Source organism: Corynebacterium sp. HMSC28B08 (assembly GCF_001806865.1).
Classification (GTDB): Bacteria; Actinomycetota; Actinomycetes; order Mycobacteriales; family Mycobacteriaceae; genus Corynebacterium; species Corynebacterium auriscanis.
Window position 1 is genome coordinate 35,232 of sequence record NZ_KV786153.1, and the last position, 26,706, is coordinate 61,937.

The 26,706-nt window shown below is 59.8% G+C and carries 28 protein-coding genes; 19 read left to right on the forward strand and 9 right to left on the reverse strand.

Annotated elements, in window-relative coordinates; genetic code table 11:
- Positions 1-1,001 precede the first annotated feature (1,001 nt).
- From rpsJ to HMPREF3098_RS01845, 15 genes are all read left to right on the forward strand, one after another.
- Positions 1,002-1,307 carry a 30S ribosomal protein S10 gene (gene rpsJ / locus HMPREF3098_RS01775; RefSeq protein WP_010120790.1) on the forward strand — a complete coding sequence of 102 codons (306 nt, stop codon included), beginning with the start codon at positions 1,002-1,004 and terminating at the stop codon, positions 1,305-1,307.
- 42 nt (positions 1,308-1,349) lie between these two features.
- Positions 1,350-2,006, forward strand: coding sequence for a 50S ribosomal protein L3 (gene rplC / locus HMPREF3098_RS01780; protein WP_070433772.1), 657 nt, complete (start codon positions 1,350-1,352; stop codon positions 2,004-2,006).
- Complete coding sequence (rplD, locus tag HMPREF3098_RS01785; protein ID WP_070433773.1) at positions 2,003-2,656, forward strand: 50S ribosomal protein L4; 654 nt, start codon at positions 2,003-2,005, stop codon at positions 2,654-2,656. The genes rplC and rplD overlap by 4 nt, the downstream gene beginning before the upstream one ends.
- Positions 2,653-2,958 (forward strand): 50S ribosomal protein L23, encoded by a 306-nt coding sequence (gene rplW, locus HMPREF3098_RS01790; protein WP_013889224.1) that lies wholly within the window; start codon positions 2,653-2,655, stop codon positions 2,956-2,958. The genes rplD and rplW overlap by 4 nt, the downstream gene beginning before the upstream one ends.
- 38 nt (positions 2,959-2,996) lie before the next feature.
- Positions 2,997-3,839 (forward strand): 50S ribosomal protein L2, encoded by an 843-nt coding sequence (rplB, locus tag HMPREF3098_RS01795; RefSeq protein WP_035113619.1) that lies wholly within the window; start codon positions 2,997-2,999, stop codon positions 3,837-3,839.
- A 16-nt stretch (positions 3,840-3,855) separates the two neighbouring features.
- The gene (gene rpsS, locus HMPREF3098_RS01800; protein ID WP_010269028.1) at positions 3,856-4,134 is read left to right on the forward strand and encodes a 30S ribosomal protein S19; all 279 of its coding nucleotides are present in this window, start codon (positions 3,856-3,858) and stop codon (positions 4,132-4,134) included.
- Between the two features lie 2 nt (positions 4,135-4,136).
- Positions 4,137-4,499, forward strand: a complete 363-nt coding sequence (gene rplV, locus HMPREF3098_RS01805; RefSeq protein ID WP_013889222.1) for a 50S ribosomal protein L22 — start codon at positions 4,137-4,139, stop codon at positions 4,497-4,499.
- A complete protein-coding gene (gene rpsC / locus HMPREF3098_RS01810) occupies positions 4,499-5,242 on the forward strand; it encodes a 30S ribosomal protein S3 (protein ID WP_013889221.1) in 744 nt (247 codons plus the stop codon). The genes rplV and rpsC overlap by 1 nt, the downstream gene beginning before the upstream one ends.
- A gap of 5 nt (positions 5,243-5,247) precedes the next feature.
- Positions 5,248-5,664 (forward strand): 50S ribosomal protein L16, encoded by a 417-nt coding sequence (rplP, locus tag HMPREF3098_RS01815; protein ID WP_020441956.1) that lies wholly within the window; start codon positions 5,248-5,250, stop codon positions 5,662-5,664.
- Entirely contained in the window at positions 5,664-5,897 is a 234-nt protein-coding gene (gene rpmC, locus HMPREF3098_RS01820) for a 50S ribosomal protein L29 (RefSeq protein ID WP_013889219.1), read from the forward strand. The genes rplP and rpmC overlap by 1 nt, the downstream gene beginning before the upstream one ends.
- Entirely contained in the window at positions 5,894-6,172 is a 279-nt protein-coding gene (gene rpsQ / locus HMPREF3098_RS01825) for a 30S ribosomal protein S17 (protein ID WP_035113621.1), read from the forward strand. The genes rpmC and rpsQ overlap by 4 nt, the downstream gene beginning before the upstream one ends.
- Positions 6,173-6,414: 242 nt before the next feature.
- Complete coding sequence (locus HMPREF3098_RS01830; protein ID WP_070433774.1) at positions 6,415-7,368, forward strand: ABC transporter substrate-binding protein; 954 nt, start codon at positions 6,415-6,417, stop codon at positions 7,366-7,368.
- 48 nt (positions 7,369-7,416) lie between these two features.
- Entirely contained in the window at positions 7,417-8,460 is a 1,044-nt protein-coding gene (locus tag HMPREF3098_RS01835) for a FecCD family ABC transporter permease (protein WP_070433775.1), read from the forward strand.
- On the forward strand, positions 8,457-9,731 hold the full coding sequence (locus tag HMPREF3098_RS01840; RefSeq protein WP_371440934.1) for a FecCD family ABC transporter permease: 1,275 nt from the start codon (positions 8,457-8,459) through the stop codon (positions 9,729-9,731). The genes HMPREF3098_RS01835 and HMPREF3098_RS01840 overlap by 4 nt, the downstream gene beginning before the upstream one ends.
- Positions 9,732-10,514 carry an ABC transporter ATP-binding protein gene (locus tag HMPREF3098_RS01845; protein WP_070433776.1) on the forward strand — a complete coding sequence of 261 codons (783 nt, stop codon included), beginning with the start codon at positions 9,732-9,734 and terminating at the stop codon, positions 10,512-10,514.
- 60 nt (positions 10,515-10,574) lie between these two features.
- Here the strand turns inward: HMPREF3098_RS01845 and HMPREF3098_RS01850 are convergent, their stop codons facing one another.
- From HMPREF3098_RS01850 to HMPREF3098_RS01875, 6 genes are all read right to left on the reverse strand, one after another.
- On the reverse strand, positions 10,575-13,007 hold the full coding sequence (locus HMPREF3098_RS01850; protein WP_070433777.1) for a GNAT family N-acetyltransferase: 2,433 nt from the start codon (positions 13,005-13,007) through the stop codon (positions 10,575-10,577).
- Positions 13,007-14,470 (reverse strand): SidA/IucD/PvdA family monooxygenase, encoded by a 1,464-nt coding sequence (locus tag HMPREF3098_RS01855; RefSeq protein WP_083283931.1) that lies wholly within the window; start codon positions 14,468-14,470, stop codon positions 13,007-13,009. Before HMPREF3098_RS01855 ends, HMPREF3098_RS01850 begins: the two co-directional genes overlap by 1 nt.
- Entirely contained in the window at positions 14,463-16,031 is a 1,569-nt protein-coding gene (locus tag HMPREF3098_RS01860) for a pyridoxal phosphate-dependent decarboxylase family protein (protein WP_070433778.1), read from the reverse strand. Before HMPREF3098_RS01860 ends, HMPREF3098_RS01855 begins: the two co-directional genes overlap by 8 nt.
- Positions 16,032-16,185: 154 nt before the next feature.
- Entirely contained in the window at positions 16,186-17,115 is a 930-nt protein-coding gene (locus HMPREF3098_RS01865; protein WP_210385918.1) for a siderophore-interacting protein, read from the reverse strand.
- Positions 17,116-17,329: 214 nt separating this feature from the next.
- Positions 17,330-17,662 (reverse strand): hypothetical protein, encoded by a 333-nt coding sequence (locus tag HMPREF3098_RS01870; RefSeq protein ID WP_070433779.1) that lies wholly within the window; start codon positions 17,660-17,662, stop codon positions 17,330-17,332.
- Between the two features lie 518 nt (positions 17,663-18,180).
- A complete protein-coding gene (locus tag HMPREF3098_RS01875; RefSeq protein WP_035113626.1) occupies positions 18,181-18,540 on the reverse strand; it encodes a hypothetical protein in 360 nt (119 codons plus the stop codon).
- Positions 18,541-19,205: 665 nt separating this feature from the next.
- Here HMPREF3098_RS01875 and rplN point away from each other — a divergent pair.
- Genes rplN through rplE form a run of 3 tightly spaced genes read left to right on the forward strand, consistent with a single transcriptional unit; the run spans position 19,206 to position 20,464 of the window.
- Positions 19,206-19,577, forward strand: coding sequence for a 50S ribosomal protein L14 (gene rplN, locus HMPREF3098_RS01880; RefSeq protein ID WP_035113627.1), 372 nt, complete (start codon positions 19,206-19,208; stop codon positions 19,575-19,577).
- Positions 19,578-19,892, forward strand: a complete 315-nt coding sequence (gene rplX / locus HMPREF3098_RS01885; RefSeq protein ID WP_035113628.1) for a 50S ribosomal protein L24 — start codon at positions 19,578-19,580, stop codon at positions 19,890-19,892.
- 2 nt (positions 19,893-19,894) lie between these two features.
- A complete protein-coding gene (rplE, locus tag HMPREF3098_RS01890; RefSeq protein ID WP_035113629.1) occupies positions 19,895-20,464 on the forward strand; it encodes a 50S ribosomal protein L5 in 570 nt (189 codons plus the stop codon).
- Positions 20,465-20,613: 149 nt separating this feature from the next.
- Here the strand turns inward: rplE and HMPREF3098_RS01895 are convergent, their stop codons facing one another.
- From HMPREF3098_RS01895 to HMPREF3098_RS01905, 3 genes are all read right to left on the reverse strand, one after another.
- The gene (locus tag HMPREF3098_RS01895; RefSeq protein ID WP_070433780.1) at positions 20,614-21,492 is read right to left on the reverse strand and encodes an ABC transporter ATP-binding protein; all 879 of its coding nucleotides are present in this window, start codon (positions 21,490-21,492) and stop codon (positions 20,614-20,616) included.
- Positions 21,493-21,636: 144 nt separating this feature from the next.
- Positions 21,637-22,737 carry a FecCD family ABC transporter permease gene (locus tag HMPREF3098_RS01900; protein WP_070433781.1) on the reverse strand — a complete coding sequence of 367 codons (1,101 nt, stop codon included), beginning with the start codon at positions 22,735-22,737 and terminating at the stop codon, positions 21,637-21,639.
- Entirely contained in the window at positions 22,734-23,771 is a 1,038-nt protein-coding gene (locus HMPREF3098_RS01905) for a FecCD family ABC transporter permease (protein WP_070433797.1), read from the reverse strand. Before HMPREF3098_RS01905 ends, HMPREF3098_RS01900 begins: the two co-directional genes overlap by 4 nt.
- Before the next feature lie 97 nt (positions 23,772-23,868).
- Here HMPREF3098_RS01905 and HMPREF3098_RS11625 point away from each other — a divergent pair, with 97 nt between their 5' ends.
- Entirely contained in the window at positions 23,869-26,382 is a 2,514-nt protein-coding gene (locus tag HMPREF3098_RS11625; protein WP_070433782.1) for an alpha/beta fold hydrolase, read from the forward strand.
- Positions 26,383-26,706 lie beyond the last annotated feature (324 nt).

The following is a 26,706-nucleotide window of genomic DNA, read 5'->3' on the forward strand; positions in this document are numbered from 1 at the left end:
TCGCTGGTGCGTGTGTCGAACCGAATTCTGGCTGTTCCCACTTGCGTCTGGCTGCGGGCGGTCAGGCGAAGGTAATGGGCGCCAATGAATCACGGGGCGCCGGGCGTCTCGCACGTCGGGGCGGGAGCGCTGGTCTTTCATGGTTCCACCTTCTTTTTTCCGTTTGCCGACGCCAGTTCCAACCGGCCCTGCGCCACTTTTGACTGCAATTGGGCCCAACTTCAGCTTCTCTTGCGCCTTTTGTAAGTTTAGGGGGTGATTCTAATCTGCAGCCCCCCACGAAGCGTGGCTAACTGTGGGGTGTGTCGATGGGGTCTGCATGGAGCAGATCGGAGATTTGGAGACCCGTGGATTCTGTGGTTAGATACTTGACGTTGCTTTAACACGATGAATGAGGCTTAACCTCGTTCTAGATTGGGCAGATTCTCGAAATCTGCAACCCAACTAGACGTTATGTGAGTCAAGAAGACATCGCTGGTGAAGTGAGCATGATCCATCGTCAGTGAACACCTCGCGGATTCAAGAAGCGAGGCAGCTTTGCTGTGCGGTACTTTGCGCGGAAAAGGCCAACACGCCTCACCGCGGGTGCCGGAGTGGGACATGGTAAATGAACAGCGGCAGTAAACGAAGGACCTCCACGGGTCCGGTGAGCTTACAGTGGATTAGTTATGATCCGGGTGGGTTGCACAGGAAAACGCAGGGAATAACTCTCGCGACAATATAACCCGTGGCTCAATAGGCCCCTTCCGAAGCGAGGTACACGCCTTACCCAACCAAGGGGGAGGTGGGCACCAGGTGGAACCTGCATTTTCTCGATTGTTCACGAAGCCGTGTCTTTCACAACGGCACGTGAACAAGAGAATGTAAGACACCATAAGCGAACTGGCGACTGGACCAGGCCCCACGGCCGGACAGCGTTAAGACAAGATATAAGGCGTGTGAGCCCGAACGACGGAGCTTCCGAAAGGAAGAGCCGCGGGCGCGCTAGGAAGAGGACAAGCGTGGCGGGACAAAAGATCCGCATCAGGCTGAAGGCCTATGATCACGAGGCAATCGACGCTTCTGCCAAGAAGATCGTTGAAACGGTCACCCGTACCGGCGCCCGTGTCGTTGGCCCGGTGCCTTTGCCAACTGAAAAGAACGTTTACTGCGTCATCCGTTCGCCGCACAAGTACAAGGACTCGCGCGAGCACTTCGAGATGCGTACGCATAAGCGTCTGATCGACATTCTCGACCCAACCCCGAAGACCGTTGATGCCCTCATGCGCATCGACCTTCCGGCCAGCGTCGACGTCAACATTCAGTAGGCCAGGACAAGAGTCTGACACTGAAGGCAGCGGAGAAAAATTATGAGTGATATTGAGATCAAGGGCATCCTGGGCAAGAAGCTCGGCATGACCCAGATCTTCGATGATGAGAACCGGGTTGTTCCGGTCACCGTCGTCGAGGCTGGGCCATGTGTCGTTACCCAGGTGCGCACCAAGGAAACCGACGGCTACGACGCCGTCCAGATCGCTTTCGGCGAGATCGACCCACGCAAGGTAAACAAGCCTGCTGCTGGTCACTTCAAGAAGGCTGGCGTGACCCCTCGTCGCCACGTTACGGAGATCCGCGTTGAGGATTCCTCCGCTTACGAGGTAGGCCAGGACGTCACCGTCGAGATCTTCAACGACGTGAAGTTCGTTGACGTAACCGGCATCACCAAGGGCCACGGCTATGCCGGCGCTATGAAGCGCCACGGCTTCGCTGGCCAGGGTGCTTCCCACGGTAACCAGGCTGCACACCGCCGCGTCGGTGGTATCGGTGCATGTGCCACCCCAGGTCGTATCTTTAAGGGCAAGCGCATGGCAGGCCGTATGGGCAACGCACGCGTTACCCTGCAGAACCTGAAGGTTGCCAAGGTAGATGCAGAATCCAACCTGCTGCTCGTTAAGGGCGCAGTACCAGGTAACAACGGCGGCATCGTCGTTGTGAAGACCGCAGTGAAGGGCGGTGCACACGCATGAGCAATCTAAAGCTTGATGTCCACACCGCTGACGGTAAGACCAACGGCTCTGTAGAGCTGCCTGCTGCCATCTTCGACGCCGAGGTTAGCGTCGCACTGATGCACCAGGTGGTTACCGCTCAGCTCGCAGCCAAGCGTCAGGGCACCCACGCCACCAAGACCCGCGGCGAGGTTCGCGGTGGTGGCCGTAAGCCTTATCGCCAGAAGGGCACTGGTCGTGCTCGTCAGGGTTCCATTCGTGCACCACACTTCACCGGTGGTGGCACGGTTCACGGACCTCAGCCACGCGACTACTCCCAGCGCACCCCTAAGAAGATGAAGGCTGCTGCACTGCGTGGCGCGCTATCTGACCGCGCACGTCACGCTCGCATTCACGTGGTTGAGGATCTGGTTCCAGGCCAGACCCCATCCACCAAGGCTGCACGCGGATTTTTGGAGCGTCTGACCGACCGCAAGTCTGTGCTTGTGGTTCTCGGTCGCGAGGATATTAACTCCCGCAAGTCCGTGCGTAACCTGCCAAATGTCCACACCCTGGTTACCGACCAGCTGAACACTTACGACGTTCTCAATGCAGACGATGTTGTGTTCTCCGTGGAGGCATTGAACGCGTTCATCACCGCCGCTCAGAACACCAAGGAGGAGGCAAAGTGAGCACCGTCGCAGATCCACGTGACATCATCCTGGCTCCAGTAGTGTCTGAGAAGTCCTACGGCCTGATGGAGCAGAACGTTTACACGTTCCTGGTTAACCCAGCATCCAACAAGACCCAAATCAAGATTGCCGTCGAGCAGATCTTTGGCGTCAAGGTTGCAAGCGTGAACACCCTCAATCGCGAGGGCAAGCGCAAGCGCACCCGCACCGGCTACGGCCGTCGCAAGGCAACCAAGCGCGCCATGGTGACCCTGGTCGCCGGCAGCGATCCGATCGACATCTTCGGTGGTTCTGCTGCCTAAGGGCAGAAGAGACCGAAAGGTAAAGAGGAAGCAAAAGTATGGCTATTCGTAAGTACAAGCCGACTACGCCGGGTCGCCGCCAGAGTTCTGTCTCCGAGTTCAACGAGATCACCCGTTCGACTCCTGAGAAGTCTCTGCTGCGCCCGCTGTCGAAGACCGGCGGCCGTAACGTTCACGGCCACATCACCACCCGCCACAAGGGTGGCGGTCACAAGCGTCGTTACCGCGTTATCGACTTCCGTCGTAGCGACAAGGACGGCGTCCTGGCAAAGGTTGCTCACATCGAGTACGACCCGAACCGCACTGCAAACATCGCCTTGCTGCACTACTTCGACGGTGAGAAGCGCTACATCATCGCACCTCGTGGTTTGACGCAGGGCACCGTTGTTGAGTCCGGTCCAAACGCGGACATCAAGGTGGGTAACAACCTGCCTCTGCGTAACATCCCAGCCGGTACCGTTATCCACGCTGTGGAGCTGAAGCCAGGCGGCGGCGCTAAGATGGCCCGTTCCGCCGGTGCCTCCATCCAGCTGCTGGGTAAGGAAGGTAAGTACGCAGTTCTGCGTATGCCGTCTTCCGAAATCCGCCGTGTTGACATCCGTTGCCGCGCCACCGTTGGTGAGGTTGGCAACCAGGATCAGATCAACATCCGCTGGGGCAAGGCCGGCCGTATGCGCTGGAAGGGTGTTCGCCCAACCGTCCGTGGTGTCGTGATGAACCCTGTTGATCACCCACACGGTGGTGGTGAGGGTCGTACCTCTGGTGGTCGTCACCCTGTGTCCCCATGGGGCCAGAAGGAAGGCCGCACCCGTAAGCCCAACCGTCCAAGCGACAAGATGATCGTTCGCCGTCGTCGCACCAACAAGAACAAGAAGCGCTAAGAGGAGGTAGTAGAGAATGCCACGTAGCCTCAAGAAGGGCCCATTCGTCGACGAACACCTCCTCGCGAAGGTGGACGCTCAGAACGAGAAGGGCACCAAGCAGGTCATCAAGACCTGGTCCCGTCGCTCGACCATTCTGCCTGATTTCATTGGCCACACTTTCGCCGTCCACGACGGTCGCAAGCACGTGCCAGTGTTCATCGATGATTCCATGGTCGGACACAAGCTAGGCGAGTTCGCCCCCACGAAGACCTTTAAGGGTCACGTGAAGGACGACAAGAAGGGTCGTCGATAATCATGACTGACACCGTGAATTCCGCACGCGCAACCGCGCGTTTCGTGCGCGTCACCCCAATGAAGGCACGTCGCGTGATCGACTTGGTCCGCGGCAAGTCCGTTGACGACGCGCTGGCTATCCTGAAGTACGCCCCGCAGGCTGCTTCTGAGCCGGTTTACAAGGTTGTTGCATCCGCAGCAGCTAACGCAGAGAACAACTACGGCCTGGACCGTCGCTCCCTGGTTATCTCCGAGGCTTACGCCGACGAGGGACCAACCATGCGTCGTTTCCGTCCGCGCGCTCAGGGTCGTGCTTTCCACGTCCGCAAGCGCACCAGCCACATCACCGTGGTCGTCGAGAGCCAGAAGGGAAGTGCTCAGTAGTGGGCCAGAAAATCCACCCCCACGGCCTCCGGCTGGGTATCACTTCCGAGTGGCGCTCCCGCTGGTACGCCGACAAGCAGTACGCTGACTACCTCGCCGAGGACATCAAGATCCGCGACTTCCTGTCCAAGGGTCTTGACCGCGCCGGCATTGCCGACGTTGTCATCGAGCGCACCCACGACCGTGTCCGCGTGGACATCCACACCGCCCGTCCGGGCATCGTAATCGGTCGTCGTGGTTCCGAGGCCGACCGCATCCGCGGTCAGCTCGAGAAGCTCACCGGTAAGCAGGTTCAGCTGAACATTCTTGAAGTTAAGAACATCGACGCCAATGCACAGCTGGTGGCACAGTCCATCGCTGAGCAGCTGACCAACCGTGTAGCCTTCCGTCGTGCTATGCGCAAGGCTATCCAGGGTGCAATGCGCCAGCCACAGGTCAAGGGCATCAAGGTCGTATGTTCCGGCCGCCTCGGCGGCGCAGAAATGGGTCGCACCGAGCGTTACCACGAGGGTCGCGTTCCACTGCACACCCTGCGCGCCGAGATCGATTACGGCACCTACGAGGCCCACACCACCTTCGGACGCATTGGCGTCAAGGTGTGGATCTACAAGGGTGACGTTGTCGGTGGCCGTCGTGAGTCCCTGATGAACGCACGCGACGATCGCCCACGTGGCGGTCGCCGTGAGCGTCCACGCCGCGGTGGTGCACGTCGCCAGCGCGCCGAGAAGAAGCAGGAGGGCTAAAGCTAATGCTTATCCCTAAGCGCGTTAAGTTCCGTCGCCAGCACCGTCCGCACCGCAGCGGCGTGTCCAAGGGCGGCAACCGCGTGACGTTCGGTGACTACGGCCTGCAGGCCCTGGAACCGACGTACATCACCAACCGTCAGATCGAGTCCGCTCGTATTGCCATTAACCGTCACGTTAAGCGTGGTGGCAAGGTATGGATCAACATCTTCCCTGACCGCCCACTGACCCAGAAGCCACTCGGTGTTCGTATGGGTTCCGGTAAGGGTCCAGTCGAGAAGTGGGTTGCTAACGTCAAGCCAGGTCGCATCCTGTTCGAGATGTCCTACCCCAATGAGGAGATCGCTCTCGAAGCTCTGCGCCGCGCTGGCAACAAGCTGCCTTGCAAGGTTCGTATCGTAAAGAAGGAGGATCAGTTCTAATGGCTACCGGAATTCCGGCATCTGAGCTCCGTGAGCTCACGAATGAAGAGCTGACCACCCGTCTGCGTGAGTCGAAGGAAGAGCTGTTCAACCTTCGCTTCCAGGCTGCGACCGGCCAGCTGTCTAACAACCGTCGTTTGGGTGTAGTAAAGCGTGACATCGCCCGCATCTACACCGTTTTGCGCGAGCGCGAGCTCGGGCTGTCTACCAACCCAGGTGGTGACGCAGCATGAGTGAGGCAACCTTGACTAAGAAGGAAAAGGGCGCACGTAAGAATCGCGTGGGCTATGTCGTGTCCGTCAAGATGAGCAAGACGATCGTCGTCGAACTCGAGGACCGCAAGCAGCATGCCCTGTATGGCAAGATCATGCGCACCAACTCTCGCGTGAAGGTTCACGACGAGAACGACACCGCTGGTGTTGGCGACCGCGTTCTGATCGAAGAAACCCGTCCATTGTCCAAGACGAAGCACTTCCGCCTCGTCGAAATTCTGGAGAAGGCTCGCTAGGTTCCTCTGGTTCGCGAGGGAGACCTTGTGACCAGATTGACCCCCCATCTACTTGGCGTTTCCGCCGAGTGGGTGGGGTTTTCTTTTTGAGGTCACCCTAACTATTGTAAGCGTAGCCTTACCTTGGTAGTGTGTGCGGTCGTACCCCTTTTGTGGGCGTCTGCTGTCGTTCTTCGGCTTTTTTATCGACGCCTGCAGTCCGTGCGTCTATTCAGACCGCCATATTTCAAGGAGATTCACATATGACCCACCGATCCACCCCCCGCCGCTGGGCTCGCATCACCGGCGCGCTGTTAACTACGTCGGCGCTACTGTTGGCTGGCTGCTCTCGTGCTGAGGACAATGCCTCCACCGAGGCTGGTGGCAAGAGTCAAGAACGCATCGCCAGTGTCGGTCTAGGCGACTCGGATACACTGCTGGCTCTAGGCATTCAGCCAGTACTCCTCGCGCCGTGGGGTGCAGAGGGAGATGTAGCGGACTCTGGCGTGGGTCCATGGGCTGAAGACCTGCTCAAGGGAGAAAAGCCTGCCAAGGTATTCAACACTGCCTCCGGTTTCACCTCGGAGGTTCTAGAGAAGATTAGTGCTGCTGATCCCGATAAGATCATCGCGGTGAACCAAGCCGTGGATGCGCAGGCAAAGAAGTCCCTTGAGGACATCGCGCCCACCACCGTGAAGCCCGAGGGGGCTAAGGATTGGCAAATTCCGTGGCAGGATCAGGTCGAGCAGATCGCCGATGCCGTGGACAAGGAGAGCGAGGGTGACAAGCTCATCAAAGACACTCAGAAGTCCTTTGATGATTTCGTAGCTGAGCATCCGGAGCTCAAGGGTAAGAAAGCTGCAATCGTCATGCCTTACCAGGGCAAAATTGGTCTTTACACCTCGGGCGATGGACGTGGTCAGTTCATAAAAAACTTAGGGTTTGAAATCCCGGCAGATCTCGAAGGCAACAAGGGCGAGTTCTATCGTGATATTGCTCCCGAAAACTACGACCAGCTCAACGCCGTTGATTACCTCTTTGTCTTGGATTACAAGGGCGCAGCGGATGCCCTGCGAAAAGATCCGACCTTTAGTGCCCTGGACGTAGTGCGGGAAAACAAGGTGCGCTGGCTATCCGAGGATGTGGGTAACGCTATGAGCATGCCGAACCCAGTGACTATCCCGTGGGCAGTGAAGGAATTCAACTCTGCCCTCTAACTGCAAAGACACTTGCAGTGTGCCCCTACCATCCCTGTAGAGAGTCTCATGTCCTCAGTAACCCGCACCAAAGTGTTCACGCTCTGTGCCGGTGTGTGCGTGGTGTTGTGCGCCTTGGCCTCCGTGTACTTGGGCGCCCGTTCCTTTTCTCTTTCCCAGACCACCGCGATACTCCTTGAGGGGCCCAATGCATCGGGGAGCAACTCCGTTGTGAACCAACAAGATCACGGCATCATTTGGGATTTACGCGTACCCCGAACTCTCTTGGCACTCGTAGTTGGCGCGTCGCTGTCAGTTGCTGGCGCAGTGGCTCAGAGCTGGACCCGGAACCCACTGGCCGATCCCGGCATCATAGGTGTGAACGCGGGCGCAGGTTTCGCTGTGGCGGTAGCGCTGACGGCGGGCGTAGCGAATTCCATAGGAGAACGCGCGGTGTGGGGCATCGTCGGGGCGGCGCTCGCGTCGGCGATTGTGCTGATCGTGTCCCGCGTTTCGCGCGATCCGCTGACCTTGGTGCTCGTGGGAGTGGGCGTGACGTTCGCGCTGCAAGCTGCCACACACTTGCTGAGTTTGTATTCCTCGGACACGTTGGAAGGGCTACGCCGCTGGACTGTGGGTTCTACCGCAGGTCGAGGGATGCAGGATGTTGCCTTGGCCACGGTGGGTTGCGCCGCGGGCTGCGTGATCGCAGTGATCGTGGCTCGCTCCTTGGACGTGTTGGCGATGGGTGAAGAGACCGCGCAGAGCCTGGGAACATCTCCAGAACGCGCGCGCAGCCTTGCGGCGCTGGCGGTCATTGTCTTGGCAGGTACGGCAACGGCCACTGTGGGGTTGGTGACGTTTGTGGGATTCGCGGTGCCTCATATCGTTAGACGTTTTACGGGCCCTGCGCTGAGTCGTATGTTGGCGCCGACAGCGCTAGCGGGAGCAGCGACGGTGCTATTTGCTGATATCGTGGGTCGGTTCGTCCTGCAACCAAATGAACTGGAGATGGCGATTGTCTTAGCCATCGTCGGAGCACCGTTGATGATCGCCGCGGTGCGTTCGCCACGTCGCTCCAAGGCACTGCTGCAGGAGGGCATGACCGTATGAGTTCCGCTAATACAAACCCCACAGAGGCCATGGGCTCGACAGAACCGAAGAACCCTGCGGCCCCCGCTTACCCGACTAGCCATAATCCCGTGGCCCCCGCTTACCCGGCCAATCCCGCGGACCCCGCGGACCCCACTTACCCGACCAATCCTGCGGACCCCGCTTACCCGGCCAGCCCTGCGGACCCCGCCGACCCCACTAGCCCAACTAGCCCAACTAGCCATAATCCCGCCGACCCCTTGCAGGTACAGCGGTGGCGGCGCGTCCGGCGCGTATGGCTCACCGCCGCGGGTTTCGCACTCCTCGCATTGTTGAGCTTCTTCGTCCTCCTGGGGATCGGTGAACTATCGCTGACTCCCATGCAGGTCGTGGAGATTCTCACTGGTGGTGGGGAGCGACAAGCGGTGAACGTCGTGTGGGACTTGCGCCTACCTGTGGCGGTTGCCACGGTCGTGGTCGGCGCGGCGTTGGGACTCGCTGGCGCATGGACGCAAACCATGTCCCGCAATCCCTTGGCCAGTCCCGATATCCTCGGTGTTTCTGGGGGCGCGGCGGTCTTCGTCGTGGCCGGCACGGTCGTGGCCCGTCCAGAGTGGAGCGAGGCCATCCCGACGATGTGGTGGCGTGCGGCACTGGCACTGGTCGGGGCCGGGGTGATCGTGGTGTTGTTGCTGATACTCGGCGGTTTCGGCACTTCCCAGCGCGTTATTATTGTGGGTCTGGCTCTATCCTTCCTCACCCAGTCCATCGTGCATTATCTGCTTCTGAAAGCCGACATCACCCGCGCTGCCGATGCCCAGACATGGCTGGCCGGATCAACAGGTTTCGTTCGAACGGAAGCTCTCCTTCCCTTGTTCCTGGGACTGGTCCCCAGCCTTATTCTCGGCGTGTTGTTCGCCCGCGATCTTCCCTTGCTGGCTCATGGCGACGCCACCTCGACCAGCCTGGGGATCAATGTCCGTAGGACTCGAATGTTGATTCTTATCGCATCAACGGGGATGGTCGCGGTCGTGGTTTCGGTCGTTGGCCCCATCGGATTCGTCGCCCTTCTTGCACCGCAGATGGCCAGAATCGCCGCCAGCACCCCGACACCCTCTCCACTGGTATCTGCCACAGCAGGAGCTGCACTCATGACGGTCTGCGCGATCATCGCGGGTTTGTTGCCGATTACCGCCCCGGTGGGCTTGGTCACTGCCATTGTCGGTGGGCCCGCGCTGGTCTGGCTTGTCTGGAATGCTGCCCGCCGTAGTGGCCTGAAAGGAGTTCGTTAAATGAACGTCTCGATAGAACACATCACCGCTGGGTACGGCGATGGTCCCACGATTGTGAAGGATGTGTCCCTCACTGCACCACAGGGGTGCGTTACCACGTTGCTGGGCCCCAATGGCTGCGGAAAATCCACGCTTCTCAAAGCCATGTCGCGATTGCTTACTCCCACGTCTGGTCGTGTTCTCTATGGCGAGATCGACATTCACACTCTGAGGGCACGCGAAGCAGCGCAGACTGTGGCACTGTTGCCACAGCATCCAGTTAGTCCTCCCGGGTTGACTGTTGGGGAGCTAGTGGAAAGAGGGCGCCACCCTTATCGAAGGCGAATGTGGGGGGCCGCGTTGGCGTCGGATAAAGAAATCATTCGGAAGGCCTTGGAACAGACGGATACGGCGGCGCTGGTAGACCGCGACGTGGCGGAACTCTCCGGTGGTCAACGTCAACGCGTGTGGTTGGCGATGGTGCTGGCGCAAGATACTCCGGCGGTCTTGTTGGATGAACCAACCACGTTTTTGGACCCCGCGCATGCGATTGAGGTGCTCACGCTGGTGCGCCAGTTAGCGGAGCAGGGAAAGACCGTGGTGATGGTGCTGCATGACCTCACGCTCGCCGGAATGTTTAGCGACCAAGTGGCCGTGATGAAAGACGGGCAACTCATAGCGGAAGGCACACCGCGGCAGGCTCTGACGGAGCCGGTCTTGGCCGAAGCCTACGGTTTACGGGCCGAGGTGTGGGAAGACCCGCAAGGGGCAGCACCGATCATCGTGCCACGGTCGGTGGTGTAGCTGGGGGTGCCACGGTCGGTGGTGTAGCTGGGGCTGGGGCCGGTAGCGGGTTGTGCCCCGCTACTCGGACAGGGGGTTTGCTATATCCCCCGCGTAGATCAGCGAAGAGTTTTGGTCGCCCAGATCCACCATTGTCAGGGGATTGCGCAACTGTAGACGGTTCAGGCAAGAGTGGCGGAATGTCTCGCTGAGCAGGGGCAGCCGATCGAGAGTGCCCGGGTGGCTGGTCTCGTAGTCCTCAACGCAGGTACGCGCGGTTTGCCAGAACTCGGCGTCCGTCAGTAAGTTGTGGTCCGCCATGAGGGCGGCGAGGTGGCGCAGCACGCCATCGAGGATGTCCGTGTGGATCGAGAGGGCGCGTTGTGCGTCATCGATATCACCGTGGTCGGCCTGGATCCGGGAGATCTCGTCGGGCAGGTCTTGTTCCCGATGCACCACCGCAACTTCTTCCCCGAGATCCTTGAAGAATGACCCCACCGGCAGGCCCTGTCGCAGACGGAGAATGATGTTCTCCCCGTGGGGCATGAACACAATATTGTGGCTGGCTAGGGCGTGAATGGCCGGCCAGAGATAGACATCGAGTAGGTGGCGCAGCCACGTGCGGGCGTCCGTGCCCGCTTGTTGGATCCATTCGCCAACGAGGGTGTTTCCTTCCGCGTCGACGTGGAGGACCGATGCCAGTGTGACAGCCAGCTCCGTCGATTCCAATGAACCGATGGGCGATTCGCGCCACAACCCCGCCGCCATCTTCATGTGTTCGCTGGGCTTCGAACCCGTTAGGGGTTGGCTGCGGTGGTAGACGTCGGCCACGTATCCCACGGTGGCGATTTCCCGGAGCAGCAGCACGCCGTGGTCCACAAACTCGGAACTGGTGCCGATCGTGTGTTGCAGCCAGTCATTGATCGCCGGTGTGGATTCCATGTAGGTGGAGGACAGGCCACGCAGGAAACCCATGTTCCGCACCGCAACTGCAGTTTTCACATAGGGCTGCAAGGGGCGGGAGTGATTAAAGAACGTGCGCAGGGACTGCTGCGGGCGGTAGAGATCATCGCTGGTGCCCACAAAGAGAAGCCTTCCGCTGGCGATATCGCTGGCAAAGGTTGTGGTCATGCTGTGATTCCATTGCCACGGGTGGATGGGGATCGGTAGGTAGTCCGCGGGGTCGCCGCCCGCCTTTCCCACTGTGGTGCGGAAGCGTTCCCACATGTTAGCGCCCAACTGTTGCTCCCAGAACCGCCAGTCTTCCTGGGGTAGGTCGTGGCTGAGAGCGTGGACACAGGAGGACTTGTGGGCCGCCAGCCACACCAGAGGCCCCGCGGTTGAGAGCTCCGGGGCCCAGGAGTTGAGATCGCCCTCGCTCATGCCGCCTCGGCCGGAGTTGGCGATGAAACTGGGGTGCCCGTCCACCATGGATGCTTCCACGAACTGCAGATGGTCGGCTTGGATCTGCGGGCTCATGTGTTCCGGAAGATCACGGCCACTGAGCTGGCGGGCCGTGGGGCGTTCACGGTGCAACACCCGACCGCGGGCAGCCAAGGTGGCCTGCACTTCTTCGAGGTAAATATGTAAGAACTCCGGGGCGATGCGCAGTTCCTCGCTCGCCTCGGCCAGAAGGTCGGGCAGCATCGGAAGGGCGGAGGAATCCGCGCAGCGGAGGCTGGATGGATCGATACTGAGGTGCTCCAGCCGGTGCGGGGTGGCACGGAATGCAATCACACGGGAGCCGAATCGGACCTCATGGGTTGGCGCACCGGGATCGTCCGACGTACTGTCCATGCAGGTGGCGGTGAGTAGGCGCTCGTGGACAAACTCACGGATGGCCTTGGCGAGGAGCTGGCGGTTGGCTTCCTCCATGGCTGCGGAGGTGAGGTGTTCGGCGGGTGTCGCCGCCACCGCGTGCTCGGCCACCGCATGACTGGCCAGTTCCGACGCCCGAAATCGCAGAGCGTGGCAGTGCTGAATGCGGGCAATCTTTTCCTCGCCCCCGAGGGTCAACGGCGTGTGTTCTAACCCAGGGATGTCCACAAAACCAGCCAGGGCATTTTTGGCCAGGATCTTGTGGTTGCCCGCATCCGGTTCAACCACAACCCGTTGAGCACCGCGCTCATCGAATAACCAACGCATCGTTGCTGCAAAGATCGAGTTCGTGAAACCGGGGCGGGGCTCTGTGCCTGGCGGCGCCACGAGAATGTGCATGCCCATGTCTCCGGCCACATGGCCAACACCCGGAACATCATTCACAACGACCTCGGCGGGATCATACGTCTCAACCAACGCCACGGGTTCGTCATTGAGGTGCAGCAACCATGCTGCCTCGTGTGCGGCGTCTGCGATGCGCCGGTACTCCCGGCCTACCTCGTCAACACTCGCATTCAGCGAACCCCAGTAAGCAGCGTGTGGTGATGTAAGCCAGCTGTGCAACAGCGCCACATCACGCGGTATCCGCACAGGCGCGATCGTAATGCGACCGTGAGGTGTGAGGATTCCCCGCATCACAGGCCCTCACCTCCGAACGTTTGAAACGCGATGTCCTTTTCTATCGGATAAACCTCACGACCGGTGATGCTGGCCAAGATGATTGAGTTACGCCACGGGCCCATGCCGAGGTCCGGAGAAATCAATGAGTGAGTGTGTTCTTCCGCGTTCTGAACGTGAACCGTGCCGGCGTCGTTAATAGAGAAATCAGTGCCCACCGCACAACGACCAGCAGTATCGACATTGAGTGAGCCGTGCACAGAGGAGAGGAAAGAGGGAATTGTGGGAGCGCGATATCCGGTGGCCAGAATGAGAGCATCGGAAGCGTGTACACCGGTGGAGCCGGACTCCGTGTGTTCTACTCGCAGCCGATGAACCCCGGTGGACCCGTCCGTAGGTTCCGCGCCGGGAGCCCACGCCACCGCGCATCCCGCGCGCAGAGTCGAGGGCAGGTCACCCGTGCGGGAGAGGCGATAGAGAGTGTCGTAGATCTCGTTGATCGTGTCACCCGAGATGCCCTTATAGAGGCTGCGTTGTTCGCGATTCGTACGATCGCGGGTGGCCTCCGGTAGCGCGTGGAAGTAACGGGCGTAATCCGGGCTGGTCATTTCCAGGGTGAGCTTGGTGTATTCCATGGGGAAGAAGCGCGGGGAGCGGGTGAACCAGTCCAGGCGCTTGCCCTGCTGGGCTCGCTCTTCGATAAGGTCCAAGTAGATTTCCGCAGCGGATTGGCCGGAGCCGATGATGGTGATGGAGTTGGCCGAAAGAACCTGCTGCTTGCGATGCAGATAATCTGCGGAGTGCAGGACGTTAGGTGCGTTGAGCGCGGCGGCGAGATCGTCGGGTACGAAGGGTTCCGTGCCCACACCGATCACGAGGTGCCGGGCGTGAATCTGGCCCGTACCGCCGGGGTGAGAATAGGTGACGGCGAAGGTGCCATCTGCGAGTTGATCCACGTGATCTACGCAGTGTTTCCAGTGCAGGGTGCCCAGCTGCCTGGCGACCCACGCGCAGTAGTCAGAATACTCCGCGCGGAGAGGATAGAAATCTTCCTTAATGAAGAAGTGGTGTATACGGCCCTGCTGCTTGCAGTAATTCAAGAAGCTATACGGGCTGGTGGGATCGGCCATCGTGACGAGGTCGGCCATGAACGGCACTTGGATGGTTGCCGTGGGCAGCATCATGCCTGGGTGCCAGCAGAATCCGTCCCGCTTATCGAACACGGCGAGGCTGAGCTCCCCGGACTCCACGAGGGGCTGGGCGAGGGCCGCGAAACCCAGATTGAAAGGGCCCGCGCCGATCGCGAGGACATCCACCTGCTGGGGTGCGGGATGGGATGGGCGAGGGTCGGGTTGGGATGCAGGTTCTGGCTGCGATGTGGGCCGTGGTTGAGACGTGGGTTGTGCGTGGGATGCAGGCCGTGGTTGGGGCTTGGGCTGTGCGTGGGATGCAGACTGCGGTTGGGACAGGGAATTAGGCATGAGTTGGAGCCTCCATTGTTGAGTTGTCGACAGCTGGGGTGCCACCGGTTGGGTTGGCAGCAGCCGAGGTGGCGCAACCCACGATGAGGTCGAGGATGAGCTGGATGTCGTTGGTGGAAAGAGTTGGGTCCAAGATGGTGAACTTCAACCAGCTGTCACCGTCTATGACCGTGGTGGCAATGACGGCTTCTCCTCGGTTGTGCAGCACTCGCTTGATGTGTTGCGGGGAGGGGGCATCGGGGTGTGTCGGACGGAAAACGAGCGTGGTGAGCTGCGGGTGTTCCAGTAGTTCGAGGTGGGGGTTGTTCTCGATCAGTGCGGCCGAGTCGCGGGTGATCTTGCAGCACGTGTCGAAGGCAGTGCCGATCGCTTCGGCTCCGTGTGTGCGCAAGGTAAGCCAGAGTTTCAGCGCATCAAAGCGGCGGGTTGTCTGCAGGGAGAAGTCGGCGAGGTTGAGCTCGCCGGAGCCCTGCGGATTGAGGTAGTCCGCGTGCCACGAAATGTGGCGGAAATCCTCCGGGGTGCGCAGCAACATGGCAGAGCACGCCACGGGTTGGAAGTAGGTCTTGTGGAAATCCACGGTGATGCTATCGGCAGATTCGATTCCCTCCAGGCGGTGCCTTTGGGTGGGGGAGACCAGCATGGCACCTCCGTAGGCGGCATCCACATGCAGGTGCAGGGCATGTTTACGGGTGATGCTGGCGAGGTCATCAAGAGGGTCGATGGCACCGAGGTCCGTTGTGCCGGCGGTGGCAACCACCGCCATGGGAACTAAGCCGTCGCGGGAACACTCAGCGATGGCTTCTTCTAGTGCAGCGGGTGACATCCGATGGTGGGGATCCGTGCCCACCACTCGTGATCCGGTGGCGGGGTGAAGGCCCAGGATGTTGGCTGCCCTGGCCACTGAATAGTGCGTGTCGGCCGTGTGCAGGATGCACAGGCGGGAAAGCGTGTCATACCCGTGGGCTGCCAGCGCCTTGTTACGGGCAACGAGCAGTGCTTGGAGATTCGATTGAGTTCCGCCGGAGGTGAACACTCCGTGGATGCCCGTGACCTTCCAGCGGAGGTTTTCACACAACCAGTGGATGATTTTCTGCTCGATGAGCGCCGCGGATGAGGCCTGATCCCACGACTCCACCGCTGTATTGACTGCGCTGGCAATCGTTTCCCCGGCCACGGCAGTTGAGGAAATGGGGCAGTTGAGATGGGCGATGTAGCGCGGGTGGTGGTACCAGACTGCGTGGTCGAGCCAGAGTGTGCGCAGTTCCGCGATGCTTGCGCGGAAGGAGCCGAGCGGGTTTGTGAGGTCAATGTTGTGGACTGCGGCCTCGAGTTGCTTCACCGGGGTGGCACTGCAGGGACCGTGTTCCTCGGTGAGGTAGTCCGTGGCTACGTGTGAGGCTGCAGCGAGCACGTCGCCAAGGCGCGTGGGTGACATTCCGACGAGGTCATCTGTGAAGCTGATGCGTTCGGGGATTGTGCCGCGGGAATGCCCGGGGGCGGCCGGTGGGCCTTCCTGGGTTGGCCCGACGTGGGTTGACTCGTGAGTTGAATTGAGCATGTCCCGCAGCGTAGCAAGGGTAGGCTTACCTAATATAAAAGAAAGTCGAGGGTATCCTAAGAATCCCTATAGGGGTCTGTGTCCTGCGGTTATGTGGCGTGTGTTCGGATGGCTTAGTTATAAAAACACCCCCAATGCAGGGGGTGGTTGGTCGCTAAGGTCGTGCTTTCCCCAGGAACCAGTATGGACACCACTGCACGGCGGAGGTCTCAAGCTTCCATGTGGAAACACAGTGGCGGCGGACGTTCTTGCATAGGTCACCCTCACCGGCAACCCAGACGTACTGGGAGAACCGAGCGGGATGCTCGAGGGCATCGATGCGCTCCAGTAACCGCACGGTCTGCGAGGTGAACTCGGCGACCGGGCAAAACAGCAGTTCCACGCTCCCTAGTTTTTCCTGCCATTCCGAAAGCAGATGTGGCTCAATATCTTCGGCGGTTTCAGCAACTGCGATAACGTGCATGTCGCGCAGCTGTTTCGGGGCAAAGGTCTGGGTGTATTCCAAGATCGCACGCAGTGATGGCAGCGCTGAGGGGTCGGCGATAAGAGTCTGCGCCGGAGCGGCGCGATGCCACAGTCCGTGCGCGGTCCATAGTCCAACTTCTGAACCCACCTGGGCTGTCAGGCACCAGCGCAGCCCAGGGCCAATGTCGTGCCCGACCTCGAGGTCTTCCAGGGTGATACCGTGTGTCACGATGTCGAAAGTCAGTGTGCAGTTCAGGGGATCGAACTGCCGTACTGTGTACCAACGCAGGTTGGGCCGGATCTCCGCGGGTATCTCGGCCACTGCGGCGCGAAGGTTTTCGCCCTTAGTTTGCTGTGGGAGGTGTAACGGGGTGCCGGGTTGTGGCATGAGGAGGCCGAAGAACTCGTCAGGACCGGAGAGTTGATACGTCGCGAAGGAGGGGGAGTGGAGCGTGATGCGGCGCAACCGGTGTGATGGAGACGTGATCTCGTGAATGGTGGCTCGGAACAGCTCATGCCCCGCGGCTTGCGGGGGATCGACCAGCTGGTGGTCGGTGAAGGCGTTCCGCCGGGTGGGGGAGACGGTCAGTTTGCTGACCTGCGGTGTGGCAACATTCATAGCGATGGTTAGCTTACCCTTACCTACCCTGGAATGAAACCCCTTCGTTGGAATGAAGTGAGGGTTCAACGATAAAACCCCTAATTGGTCGTTTAACCCTGAGGTGAGAGCTTAGAAATATGAAAAACCCGCTAGAGCAGCATGTGTGCCTAGCGAGTTTCGGGTGTCAGCGCTTTAAAGAGTGCTGGGGCCACGACGTGGGTCGCAGAAGCGCTTACTTCTTGAAGGAATCTGCGATCTTCTGGAAGCTAGCGATCAGCGTGGCGATTCCACCAACGACAGTTACGATGATGCCGAACGCTTTCGCGATTTGCTCGAGCTTTTGCAAGGGCTTAACGGTCTCATCCCAGCCGAACAACTCGTCAGAGCTGGAGGTGTCGGAGCTCTCGGTGTTTGGAGCCTCGGTGTTTGGAGCCTCGTCCTTCTTGCCGGAAAGAGCGGCAGACGCGGAGCCGGGGGTTGGATCCTCGTTTTCAGCTACGGCAACGGAGGTGCCTGCGAATGCAACGGTGGAAGCGGTGGCCAGAGCCAAGAGAGTCTTCTTCATATTAATCCTCTGAAGTGAATGAAACGTGGTGGCACGTGGCGTTTAGTCATCCACGGCCTAGGTACGAAAGATAATCTAGCACGATTATCAACAGATCACACCCCCAGTGACGAAGATCATGCTTCTAATTCAATTAACATTCACTAAAAACTAAGTAGGAGTAATCGGGGCGAGATAATGATAGAGCATTAAAAATCCGGTCGTTGACCGAAGTCTTCAGCGTCTGCCGTGGAGCTACCGTGTGCCGTACCGTGGTGGGGTAGACGGGGAAACCATCAATAGCAATCCCGACCTGCTGGAGTGGATTCATTTTCTGATTGCGTTCTCGGGGATCTTGAGCGCCCCATCGGAGCGTTGTGGGGTGGGGTGCGGAGTGGCGTCGAGAAAAAAAGGGGAGTGGGTGTGGTGCTGGCGTGTGGGAAGAAAGCAAAACCGCCGGCGCGGGCTGCGAACCTGCGACGGCGGTTTGGTGTTCAACAAAAGTAGTTAGCTCCTCAGCGTGAGCTAATAACCTTAAATTAGTTGGAGGAACCCAGGGAAGGGATGCCCAAGATGGTCTTGACGATGCTCACGATCGTGTTGAAGATGGTCTTGAACTTGTCCAGGCCACTGGTGTTTTCGTCCCAGCCGAAGAACTTGTCGGAGGAGCCCTTCAGCTCAGCCTTCTGCTCTTCGGAGGAGCCTGCAGGTGCCTCGGTGTTGGAGGAGCCGGTTGCGCCCTCTTCGGTGGTAGCTGCGTCATCCTGGGAAGAGGAGGAAGCAGAAGAAGAGGTGGTAGCTGGAGCTTCAGCAGCGTCTGCTGCGAAAGCGGTAGGGGTAGCGGTCAGTGCCAGAGCGGTGGCTGCAGCAACTGCAACCAGGTTCTTCTTAGTAGCCATGGTGATCCTTTCGGGAGGGGTGTCGACATCGAAGCGATGAAGATCGATCGTGATGTGAATGCTGGCGTAGCCTAATCATTGGGTTCGCGAGAGAGGGGCTATGCCAGCACTATGTGCTTCAGGTTGTTCGAAGCGGGGTAGTGCCTCGGACGTGTTTTAATCTAGCGGGTAAAAAAGCAAATTGTAAGACAATCCGTCAAAAGTGTGACATAAGTCATATATATATTCATCGGAATTGCGAATCCGAGAAGGTGGCCCGCTAGCAGAACGTGCGGCTCGACCGCTCCGGTGTTGTGCCGCGTGCCCCACAGCTGCATCAGTCGGAGTGTGTCTTTCGCTGTGTTGCCAAGTCACTGTGTCGTCGCCGAGTCACTGCGTTGTCGCCAAGCTGGTGTGTTGTCCTGCCGCTGTGTTGTCCTGCTGCGGTGTGGCCATGTGGCGGTGAATGCCGGATTTGGAAGGCCACCCCAGGGCATGGAATAATTACCAAGTTGCCTGCGTGGAACCGCCGTTAATTCAATGAGCGCTCCCACCGTCTGCTTCGGCTTACGTGTTCTTACTGAGGTGCGCTGGGTAGATGGAATTGCAGGTCAACGGACCGTGTGCGCGAGGGTCGGTAATCCCACGCACGTGAAACTTAACTAGGTCAAACAAGGAGACTCATAGTGATTCAGCAAGAATCGCGCCTGCGAGTTGCCGATAACACCGGTGCCCGGGAAATCCTGGTCATCCGCGTGCTCGGAGGCTCTGTTCGGCGCTCCGCTGGTATCGGTGACATCGTTGTTGCCACGGTAAAGGAAGCTACCCCAGGTGGCACCGTAAAGTCGGGCGACATCGTCAAGGCCGTCATCGTTCGCGCCAAGAAGGAAACTCGTCGTCCAGATGGTTCCTACATTGCATTCGACGAGAACGCAGCTGTCATCATCAAGGCAAACGACAACGATCCACGTGGTACCCGTATCTTCGGCCCAGTGGCTCGTGAACTTCGTGACAAGAAGTTCATGAAGATCATTTCTCTCGCTCCGGAGGTGCTCTAAATGAAGATCCGCAAGGGCGATACCGTACTGGTTATCTCGGGCCCAGACAAGGGCGCTACGGGCAAGGTCATCCAGGCTTTCCCGAAGCAGGACAAGGTCCTCGTTGAGGGCGTAAATCCCATTAAGAAGCACGTTGCAAACTCTGCTCCAGAGCGCGGCGCAGAATCCGGCGGCATTGTCACCCAGGAAGCCCCAATCCACGTATCCAACGTGATGGTTGTGGATTCCGATGGTAATCCGACCCGTATCGGCTACCGTTTCGACGAAAACGGCAAGAAGATCCGCGTCTCCAAGCGCAACGGGAAGGACATCTAACGATGAGCGAAAACTACACCCCACGCCTGAAGACTCGCTACCGTGAGGACATTCGCGAGAAGCTGAACACCGAGTTCAACTACGACAACGTTATGCAGATCCCCGGTGTGACCAAGATTGTGGTCAACATGGGTGTCGGCGACGCTGCTCGTGATTCCAAGCTGATCAACGGTGCCATCAACGACCTGACCCTCATCACCGGTCAGAAGCCACAGATCCGTACCGCGAAGAAGGCCATCGCTAACTTCAAGCTGCGTGAAGGCATGCCAATCGGTGCACGCGTTACCCTGCGTGGCGACCGTATGTGGGAATTCTTGGATCGCCTGCTGACCGTTGCTCTGCCACGTATTCGCGACTTCCGCGGTCTGTCCGATCGCCAGTTCGACGGCCACGGTAACTACACCTTCGGTCTGTCTGAGCAGACCATGTTCTACGAAATCGACGTGGATAAGATCGATCGTCCACGTGGTATGAACATCACGGTTGTTACGACCGCTTCGAACGACGACGAAGGCCGCGCACTGCTGCGTGAGCTGGGCTTCCCATTCAAGACCCAGGGCTCCAACGACTAATTAGTCACGGAAGCTTTTGGGCTCCGGTGTAAACCCGCCGGATTGAAAACCCGCCGTCCGCCGACAACATGTCGGTAGGTGGCGGGTATTTCTGTATCCAGGGGCGGCGAAGGGGAGCCGGCGCAGGAGCGGCGTAGGCGGAGATTTGCCTATTCCTCCGGAACGACCAGTGGGCCACCGGTAACAGGATCGGGAATCACGCGGGCCCGCAGCCCAAAGACATCATTCAACAGCTCCGGGGTGATGATCTGTGCAGGCGCCCCTTCAGCGATGATGCGGGAAGCTGGGGAATGCACGTGGCTGCCAAGGCAGATCATGTGGTCAGCAAACCGCGCCGCTAGGTTGATATCGTGCAGCACCATGACGACGGTCCGGGCCGTAGCGGGCGCCTCCGTGGGATCGCCACCGAGGATCGGACTATCAGGAAAAGTACCCTGCCCTGCGGCCGTCAGCATCTTCACCGTCCTTAGCACCTCAAGCGCAGCGGGAAGGTCCAAAAACGTTGTCGGTTCGTCCAATAGCAAAGTCTGCGCACCCTGTGCGAGGACCAACCCCAGCCACGCGCGTTGTCGCTGACCACCGGAAAGCTTCGCCACCAACCGGTCCGCCAAGCCCGCGCATCCCGCGTGTTGCATGGCGCGCTCTACCACTGCGTCGTCAGTCGGAGACCACTGACGCAGCCACGACTGGTGGGGGTGCCGACCCCTGGCCACAAGGTCTCGTACCGTTACCCCATCAGGGACGACAGCAGATTGCGGCAGGTAGGCCAATGTTTGGGCGACCTGCCGGCGTGAGTACCGTGAGATCGATGTCCCACTCAGCTGTACGCAGCCACCTGTAGGTTTGATCAACCCCGCGAGGGTCTTCAACAGCGTGGACTTTCCGCAGCCGTTTGCCCCGACGATGGCCGTGGTTTTCCCGGCTGGAATCTGCACGTTGATGTCTTGCAACACCAACCCGGCATGGCCATAGCCTACGGAGAGTTCGTGGGTGGATAGAGGGGGCGTCGGCCCAGAAGTAACATTCACAGCACACTCACTTCACTACATGTAACCGAGTGCGTGCGTGAAGGGGCCAGCATCGCCACGGGTAAAGATGCCACAGCACACTCACTTCCCTGCGCGTCACTGAGTACGTGTGTGAAGGGGCCAGCATCGCCACGGATAGGGCGCTCATGCCAGGACCTCCTTTCGCCGCCGTTGTATGAGCAGGAACATGAGGAATAGACCCCCGCAGAAACTGGTGATAAGACCAACGGGAATATCGGTGGGCGTGACTGTGCGCACGAAAAGGTCCGCCGCGAGTAACAATACGGCGCCAGTCAGCATGCTCGTGACCAGTGGCGGGGCAGACGTGCCCGCCAACAATCGCGCCACATGAGGAGCTGCGAACGCTACGAACCCTATCGGCCCCGCCGCCGCAACGGCCACGGCTGCAAGGATTATAGCGACGCCCAAAGCTACCAACTGGGTGGCACGCGTCCGTTGGCCTAGGCTCTGGGCTAGTTCGGTGCCCAGCAACAATGCACGAAACTGGAACGCCAACCACCATGCGACCGGGATGGCGACGAGGGCCACGATGACAGCGGGCCATGTGCGTGCCCACGTGGAGTTCGTCAGGGATCCGGTCAGCCAGAATTGCGCGGCGGCGGCATCCAACAGTTTGGCGCGCACCATGAGGAAATTGATGTATGCGCCCAGCATCGCCGTGAGCAAAAGGCCAATGACGACCAACCGGGCGGGGTCGGGGCGCCCACCTCGAAATGACAAGAACCATACGACAGCCGCGGACGCGGTGGCGCCGCAGAATGCTACGACGGGGATTCCCGCACCCGAGAGCCACCCCAGCACGCCCGTAGTGGGACCCACGATGATGACGGTGACCGCGGCGGCTGAAGCCCCGGCGGTCACGCCTAAAATATCTGGGCTGGCCAGGCCGTTTCTGGTGAGGGATTGAGTGATCGCGCCCGATAATCCCAAGGCGGCACCCACGGCCAGGCCGGTGATCGCGCGGGGCATGCGCCAGCTCAATACCACGGTGGCCTCGAAGCGGGAGGAGCGATCGCCGAGGAGGATCGCGCACACGCGCGGAAGGGTGAGGGTATATTCACCGATTGCTACGCTCAACGCCAGCAGAATGAAAACGAGGATTCCGAGAGTCAGCGGCAGCAGGCGCGAGCGCAGTAGTCCCCGCCGATGGATAGCAGCGAATTGGGGTTGTGACCCCAGTGCCGGCGATTTGTCGTGCATGGAATTGCTGCGGGGTGAACTCATGGTCGCACCAGTCGCCTTCTGGCCATCATGGCGATGAAAACGGGCGCGCCTACGAAAGCCAAAACGATTCCCACCTGAACCTCACCCGGGTGGGCAATAAGGCGCCCCACGATGTCCGACGCCAGTAACAATATGGCCCCGGCCAGAGCACATGATGGTAAAAGCCAGCGGTAATCCGGCCCGATCGTGCTGCGCATTACGTGTGGAATCAACAACCCTACAAACCCGATGGGCCCGGCTGCGGCGGTGGAGATACCCGCCAGAACCGCGATGAGCCCAATGCCCAACGCACGAGCAAAGGTCACGCTGACACCAAGACTCTCCGCCACGTCTTCCCCCAGCGCTAGGGAATTCAACTGCGGCGCGGTACATAGCGCTAACAGGATCACGGCCAGCAGCGCCGGAGTGATAGCTGAGACGAAAGCCCCATCGCGGCCAATCAGGGACCCCACCGTCCACATACGCATGCGATCCAAGTTGTTGCTGCTGGAAAACACGATGGCGGTGGTGGCGGAACTCACCACCGCGGTCAAGGCGGCCCCGGCCAGTACCAACGTCAGCGGATCGGAGCGATTGCCCACTACCTGGGCCACTACGAAAACGAGCACGGTCGCCACCAACGCGCCGATGAGGGCCAGGCCGCTCGTAGCCAGCACCGTCGTGGCACCCAGCCATGTGAACCCAATGACAACCGCTAAAGCAGCGCCGGCATTGACACCCAACAATCCGGGATCGGCGAGCGGGTTGCGGGTATGGCCCTGCACCAACGCGCCCGCCACGCCCAAGGCTGCCCCCACGACGAGGGCGAGCACCGTTCGGGGCAAGCGCAACTCAGAAATGATGCGCTGGTCCCAGGGATTATCGGAGGAGGGGTGCAGGAGGGCGTCGGGAAGAGTAGAAAGAGCCACCGCCCTCGTGCCGAAAGCCAGTGAAGCAGCACTAAGTAGCGCGATGGCCAGAAGGAGAATAAGTAGTACAGCCGACCTGCGACGTGTGGAACCATCGCGACGCGGGGTGGTGGGCTGAGCGCGCATGAAAAGTATTTTAAGCATTCTGCCTCTCAACGCGGGCCAGCTCTCTAGCCTGTAATTGAAATGTATTTTTATCTTTAAAACTAGGGTGAGGTAGCGCATGAATAAGAACGCCAGCATCGCCATCATCGGCAGTGGCTTCGGGGGGTTGGCTACGGCCATTGAGCTCAAACGAGCGGGGTTCCACAATTTCACCATCTATGAAAAGGCCGGGGACATCGGTGGAGTGTGGCGGGATAACGACTATCCAGGTGCGGCCTGTGATGTGCAGAGCTACCTGTATTCCTTCTCTCACAATGTGAGCGCCGAATGGGAGGATATGTTCGCACGTCAGGGGCAGATTTGGGAGTACTTGCAGGGCGTGGTGGACAAGGAGGGGCTGCGGTCGCACGTGCGCTGTAATACGGAGGTGATCGCCGCGCAGTGGCAACCCGAGCGTGCCAGTTGGCGGATGGAAGTAATAACGGCCGCGGCGGCGCAGGCAACACCCGTGGAAACGACAACGGGCGCGGCGCAGGCGGCGAACCCAGAAACGACAGCAACCACACCGACCCACACCACATCCATAGAAGCTGATCACCTCGTGGTGGCAACGGGCGCGCTGGCGCAACCGGTGATTCCGCGGTTGCCTGGGCTGGATGAATTCCAGGGCGAATACTTCCACAGTGCCGAATGGAATCACGATGTTGACCTGCGCGGTAAGCGAGTAGCCGTAGTGGGGACCGGGGCATCGGCAATCCAGATTGTCCCAGCGATCCAACCGGAGGTGGAAAGTCTCACACTGTTCCAGCGCACCCCGGCCTGGGTGATGCCGCGCCACGATCGGCCTATTAGCGCTGCGGAGCAGCAGCGATTGCGTAAGCGGCCGATTCTGAACCGGTTGCGTCGCTGGAAGATCTACCTGCAGCGCGAGGTCACCGTGTTGGGCTTCCGACACCCCGTGCTGATGGGCCCCACCCAAAAGCACGCGCTGCGCCACCTGGAATCGCAGGTGACGGATCCTGAGAAACGCCGAAAGCTTACTCCGAGTTACCGGATCGGTTGTAAGCGAATCTTGCTGTCCAACACCTATTACCCCGCGGTGAATGCGGAGAACACGACGGTGGTCTGCGGCGGGGTGAAAGCCCTGACCGCACACGGGGTGGTCGATCAGGACGGTAAGGAACACCCCGTTGACGTGGTGATTTTCGCAACCGGCTTCAAGACCGACGGCCTGCCCCTGACGGATAAGGTCCGCGACGCCGCCGGACTCTCCCTAGCCGAGAAGTGGGGTCCCAGCCCGCGCGCCTACCTGGGTACGTCCGTTGCGGGGTACCCCAATTGCTACCTTCTGCACGGACCGAACATTGGACTGGGGCACACCTCGGTCATCCTCATGTTTGAGGCGCAGGCCAGGTATATTCGCCAGGCCGTGGAACTAGCTTCTTCCCGCACGGTGAACTCTGGCTCTGTGCCGGTGAAGGCCTCTATCGCACCGACGCCCCGCGCCCAGCGCAACTTCGATCACCTCTTGGGCCGGTTGACCAATGGGACGGTGTGGACGTCCGGTGGCTGTGACTCGTGGTACCTGGACCAGACGGGGCACAATAGCAACATTTGGCCGGGGTCCACCCTGGAGTATATTTTGCGCACACGGCGAATCTCGCAGAAGGATCACGAAGTGGTGCCATTGTTGACGGGCCCAGCGGACGGTGTGTTGCCGCCGGGCGCGGCAGCCCCGGCCGCCCCGGCAGCCTCGGCGGCCCCGGTGGCTGGGGAAGCTACCGGTGTAGCAAATGGGGTGCAATTGGCCGGGATGCAACTGGTCGGGATGCAATTGGACGGGGGCGGAAACAGTTTTGCGCCAGGAACGGCTGCGGGCGGGAGTACTGCCCCTGTGGTGATGCTCCACGGCCTTGGCGGCAGCCCTGCCGCCTTCGACCGTTTGAAGGAACAACTGGATCCCCGCGTGAACACGGTGGCGCTGGCACTTGGTGATCCGCGAACGATAGAAAGCGATGCGCGCTCGGTAATTCCAACCATTCGTGAGGAAGTGCAGCGCGCCGGGCGTAAAGCGGTCCTAGTTGGGCACTCTCGTGGCGGCTTGGTGGCCACGGCCGTGGCGGAGATTGCGCCCGAACTGGTGGAGCACCTCGTGCTGGTAAACGCCACCCCAACCACTACCGCGCGGGTTTCTGCCCGCTCGGCTGCCGAAGTGGTCCTGACCAAGCCCGTAATCGGCAACCTCATCTGGAAGTTGATGACCCCCGCCATGGCTGAAAAGAACCTGGCTACAGCTTTTGCACCCAATCACGGAGTTCCGCCGCAGTTCGTGCGCGATCTGCGCAACACCTCGCTCCCAGACTTCTTGGCGGCAACTGGGGCGATTGATCGCTATTTGAAGCAGTCGCCTATGGTGGATCGCCTCAGGGAAGTGCACGGAAAACATGGCATCCCAACGACGGCGATTGTGGGTCAGCAAGATGGGCGTTTGGCCTTCACGGAATTCATCACGTGGCGCGGCCAACCGGGCATTCGGGTAGTGGATGAACCGAACGCGGGGCATACCCCGATTTGGGAGACTCCGGAGACCGTGGCTGCGGAAATCAACGAGGTTGTGCTGGGAACGTCCTAGTTGGCGTCGAGATAAAAAGAACCTGAGCCCCATGCCACGCCACAGCCAATGTGCGGCGGAAAGGGGTGGATGGCGACGGGACGGGACAATGGCCAGAGGGGCGCCACAGCTCAACTAAAAGTGCAGCGTTTTGGAGAAAACGCCAGCGTGCTGTACTGTCTCCCCTTGGACTTCTGCGCCCTTTTGGTAGCGCGGAATTTTCCTCTGAAACATGTTAATCCACTTTGTTGTAGGCCCCTTGCCGACAAGCGGCCGTGCGGAAAATGTGGCAGCGAGCACCCCAGGTTATTGAGCGTGGGGAGCGCTAGTGGCCCCCAATCGCGC

Coding starts and splice junctions, on each gene's coding strand:
- HMPREF3098_RS01870 (WP_070433779.1), bottom strand. CDS start 17,662: ATGAAGAAGACTCTCTTGGCTCTGGCCACCGCTTCCACCGTTGCATTC.
- HMPREF3098_RS01875 (WP_035113626.1), bottom strand. CDS start 18,540: ATGGCTACTAAGAAGAACCTGGTTGCAGTTGCTGCAGCCACCGCTCTG.
- rpmC (WP_013889219.1), top strand. CDS start 5,664: ATGGCTACCGGAATTCCGGCATCTGAGCTCCGTGAGCTCACGAATGAA.
- rpsQ (WP_035113621.1), top strand. CDS start 5,894: ATGAGTGAGGCAACCTTGACTAAGAAGGAAAAGGGCGCACGTAAGAAT.
- rplC (WP_070433772.1), top strand. CDS start 1,350: ATGAGTGATATTGAGATCAAGGGCATCCTGGGCAAGAAGCTCGGCATG.
- HMPREF3098_RS01900 (WP_070433781.1), bottom strand. CDS start 22,737: ATGAGTTCACCCCGCAGCAATTCCATGCACGACAAATCGCCGGCACTG.
- HMPREF3098_RS01850 (WP_070433777.1), bottom strand. CDS start 13,007: ATGCGGGGAATCCTCACACCTCACGGTCGCATTACGATCGCGCCTGTG.
- rplB (WP_035113619.1), top strand. CDS start 2,997: ATGGCTATTCGTAAGTACAAGCCGACTACGCCGGGTCGCCGCCAGAGT.
- HMPREF3098_RS01865 (WP_210385918.1), bottom strand. CDS start 17,115: ATGAATGTTGCCACACCGCAGGTCAGCAAACTGACCGTCTCCCCCACC.
- HMPREF3098_RS01840 (WP_371440934.1), top strand. CDS start 8,457: ATGAGTTCCGCTAATACAAACCCCACAGAGGCCATGGGCTCGACAGAA.
- HMPREF3098_RS11625 (WP_070433782.1), top strand. CDS start 23,869: ATGAATAAGAACGCCAGCATCGCCATCATCGGCAGTGGCTTCGGGGGG.
- HMPREF3098_RS01845 (WP_070433776.1), top strand. CDS start 9,732: ATGAACGTCTCGATAGAACACATCACCGCTGGGTACGGCGATGGTCCC.
- rpsS (WP_010269028.1), top strand. CDS start 3,856: ATGCCACGTAGCCTCAAGAAGGGCCCATTCGTCGACGAACACCTCCTC.
- rplE (WP_035113629.1), top strand. CDS start 19,895: ATGAGCGAAAACTACACCCCACGCCTGAAGACTCGCTACCGTGAGGAC.
- HMPREF3098_RS01855 (WP_083283931.1), bottom strand. CDS start 14,470: ATGCCTAATTCCCTGTCCCAACCGCAGTCTGCATCCCACGCACAGCCC.
- rplD (WP_070433773.1), top strand. CDS start 2,003: ATGAGCAATCTAAAGCTTGATGTCCACACCGCTGACGGTAAGACCAAC.
- HMPREF3098_RS01835 (WP_070433775.1), top strand. CDS start 7,417: ATGTCCTCAGTAACCCGCACCAAAGTGTTCACGCTCTGTGCCGGTGTG.
- rplP (WP_020441956.1), top strand. CDS start 5,248: ATGCTTATCCCTAAGCGCGTTAAGTTCCGTCGCCAGCACCGTCCGCAC.
- rplX (WP_035113628.1), top strand. CDS start 19,578: ATGAAGATCCGCAAGGGCGATACCGTACTGGTTATCTCGGGCCCAGAC.
- rplV (WP_013889222.1), top strand. CDS start 4,137: ATGACTGACACCGTGAATTCCGCACGCGCAACCGCGCGTTTCGTGCGC.
- HMPREF3098_RS01905 (WP_070433797.1), bottom strand. CDS start 23,771: ATGCGCGCTCAGCCCACCACCCCGCGTCGCGATGGTTCCACACGTCGC.
- HMPREF3098_RS01860 (WP_070433778.1), bottom strand. CDS start 16,031: ATGCTCAATTCAACTCACGAGTCAACCCACGTCGGGCCAACCCAGGAA.
- HMPREF3098_RS01830 (WP_070433774.1), top strand. CDS start 6,415: ATGACCCACCGATCCACCCCCCGCCGCTGGGCTCGCATCACCGGCGCG.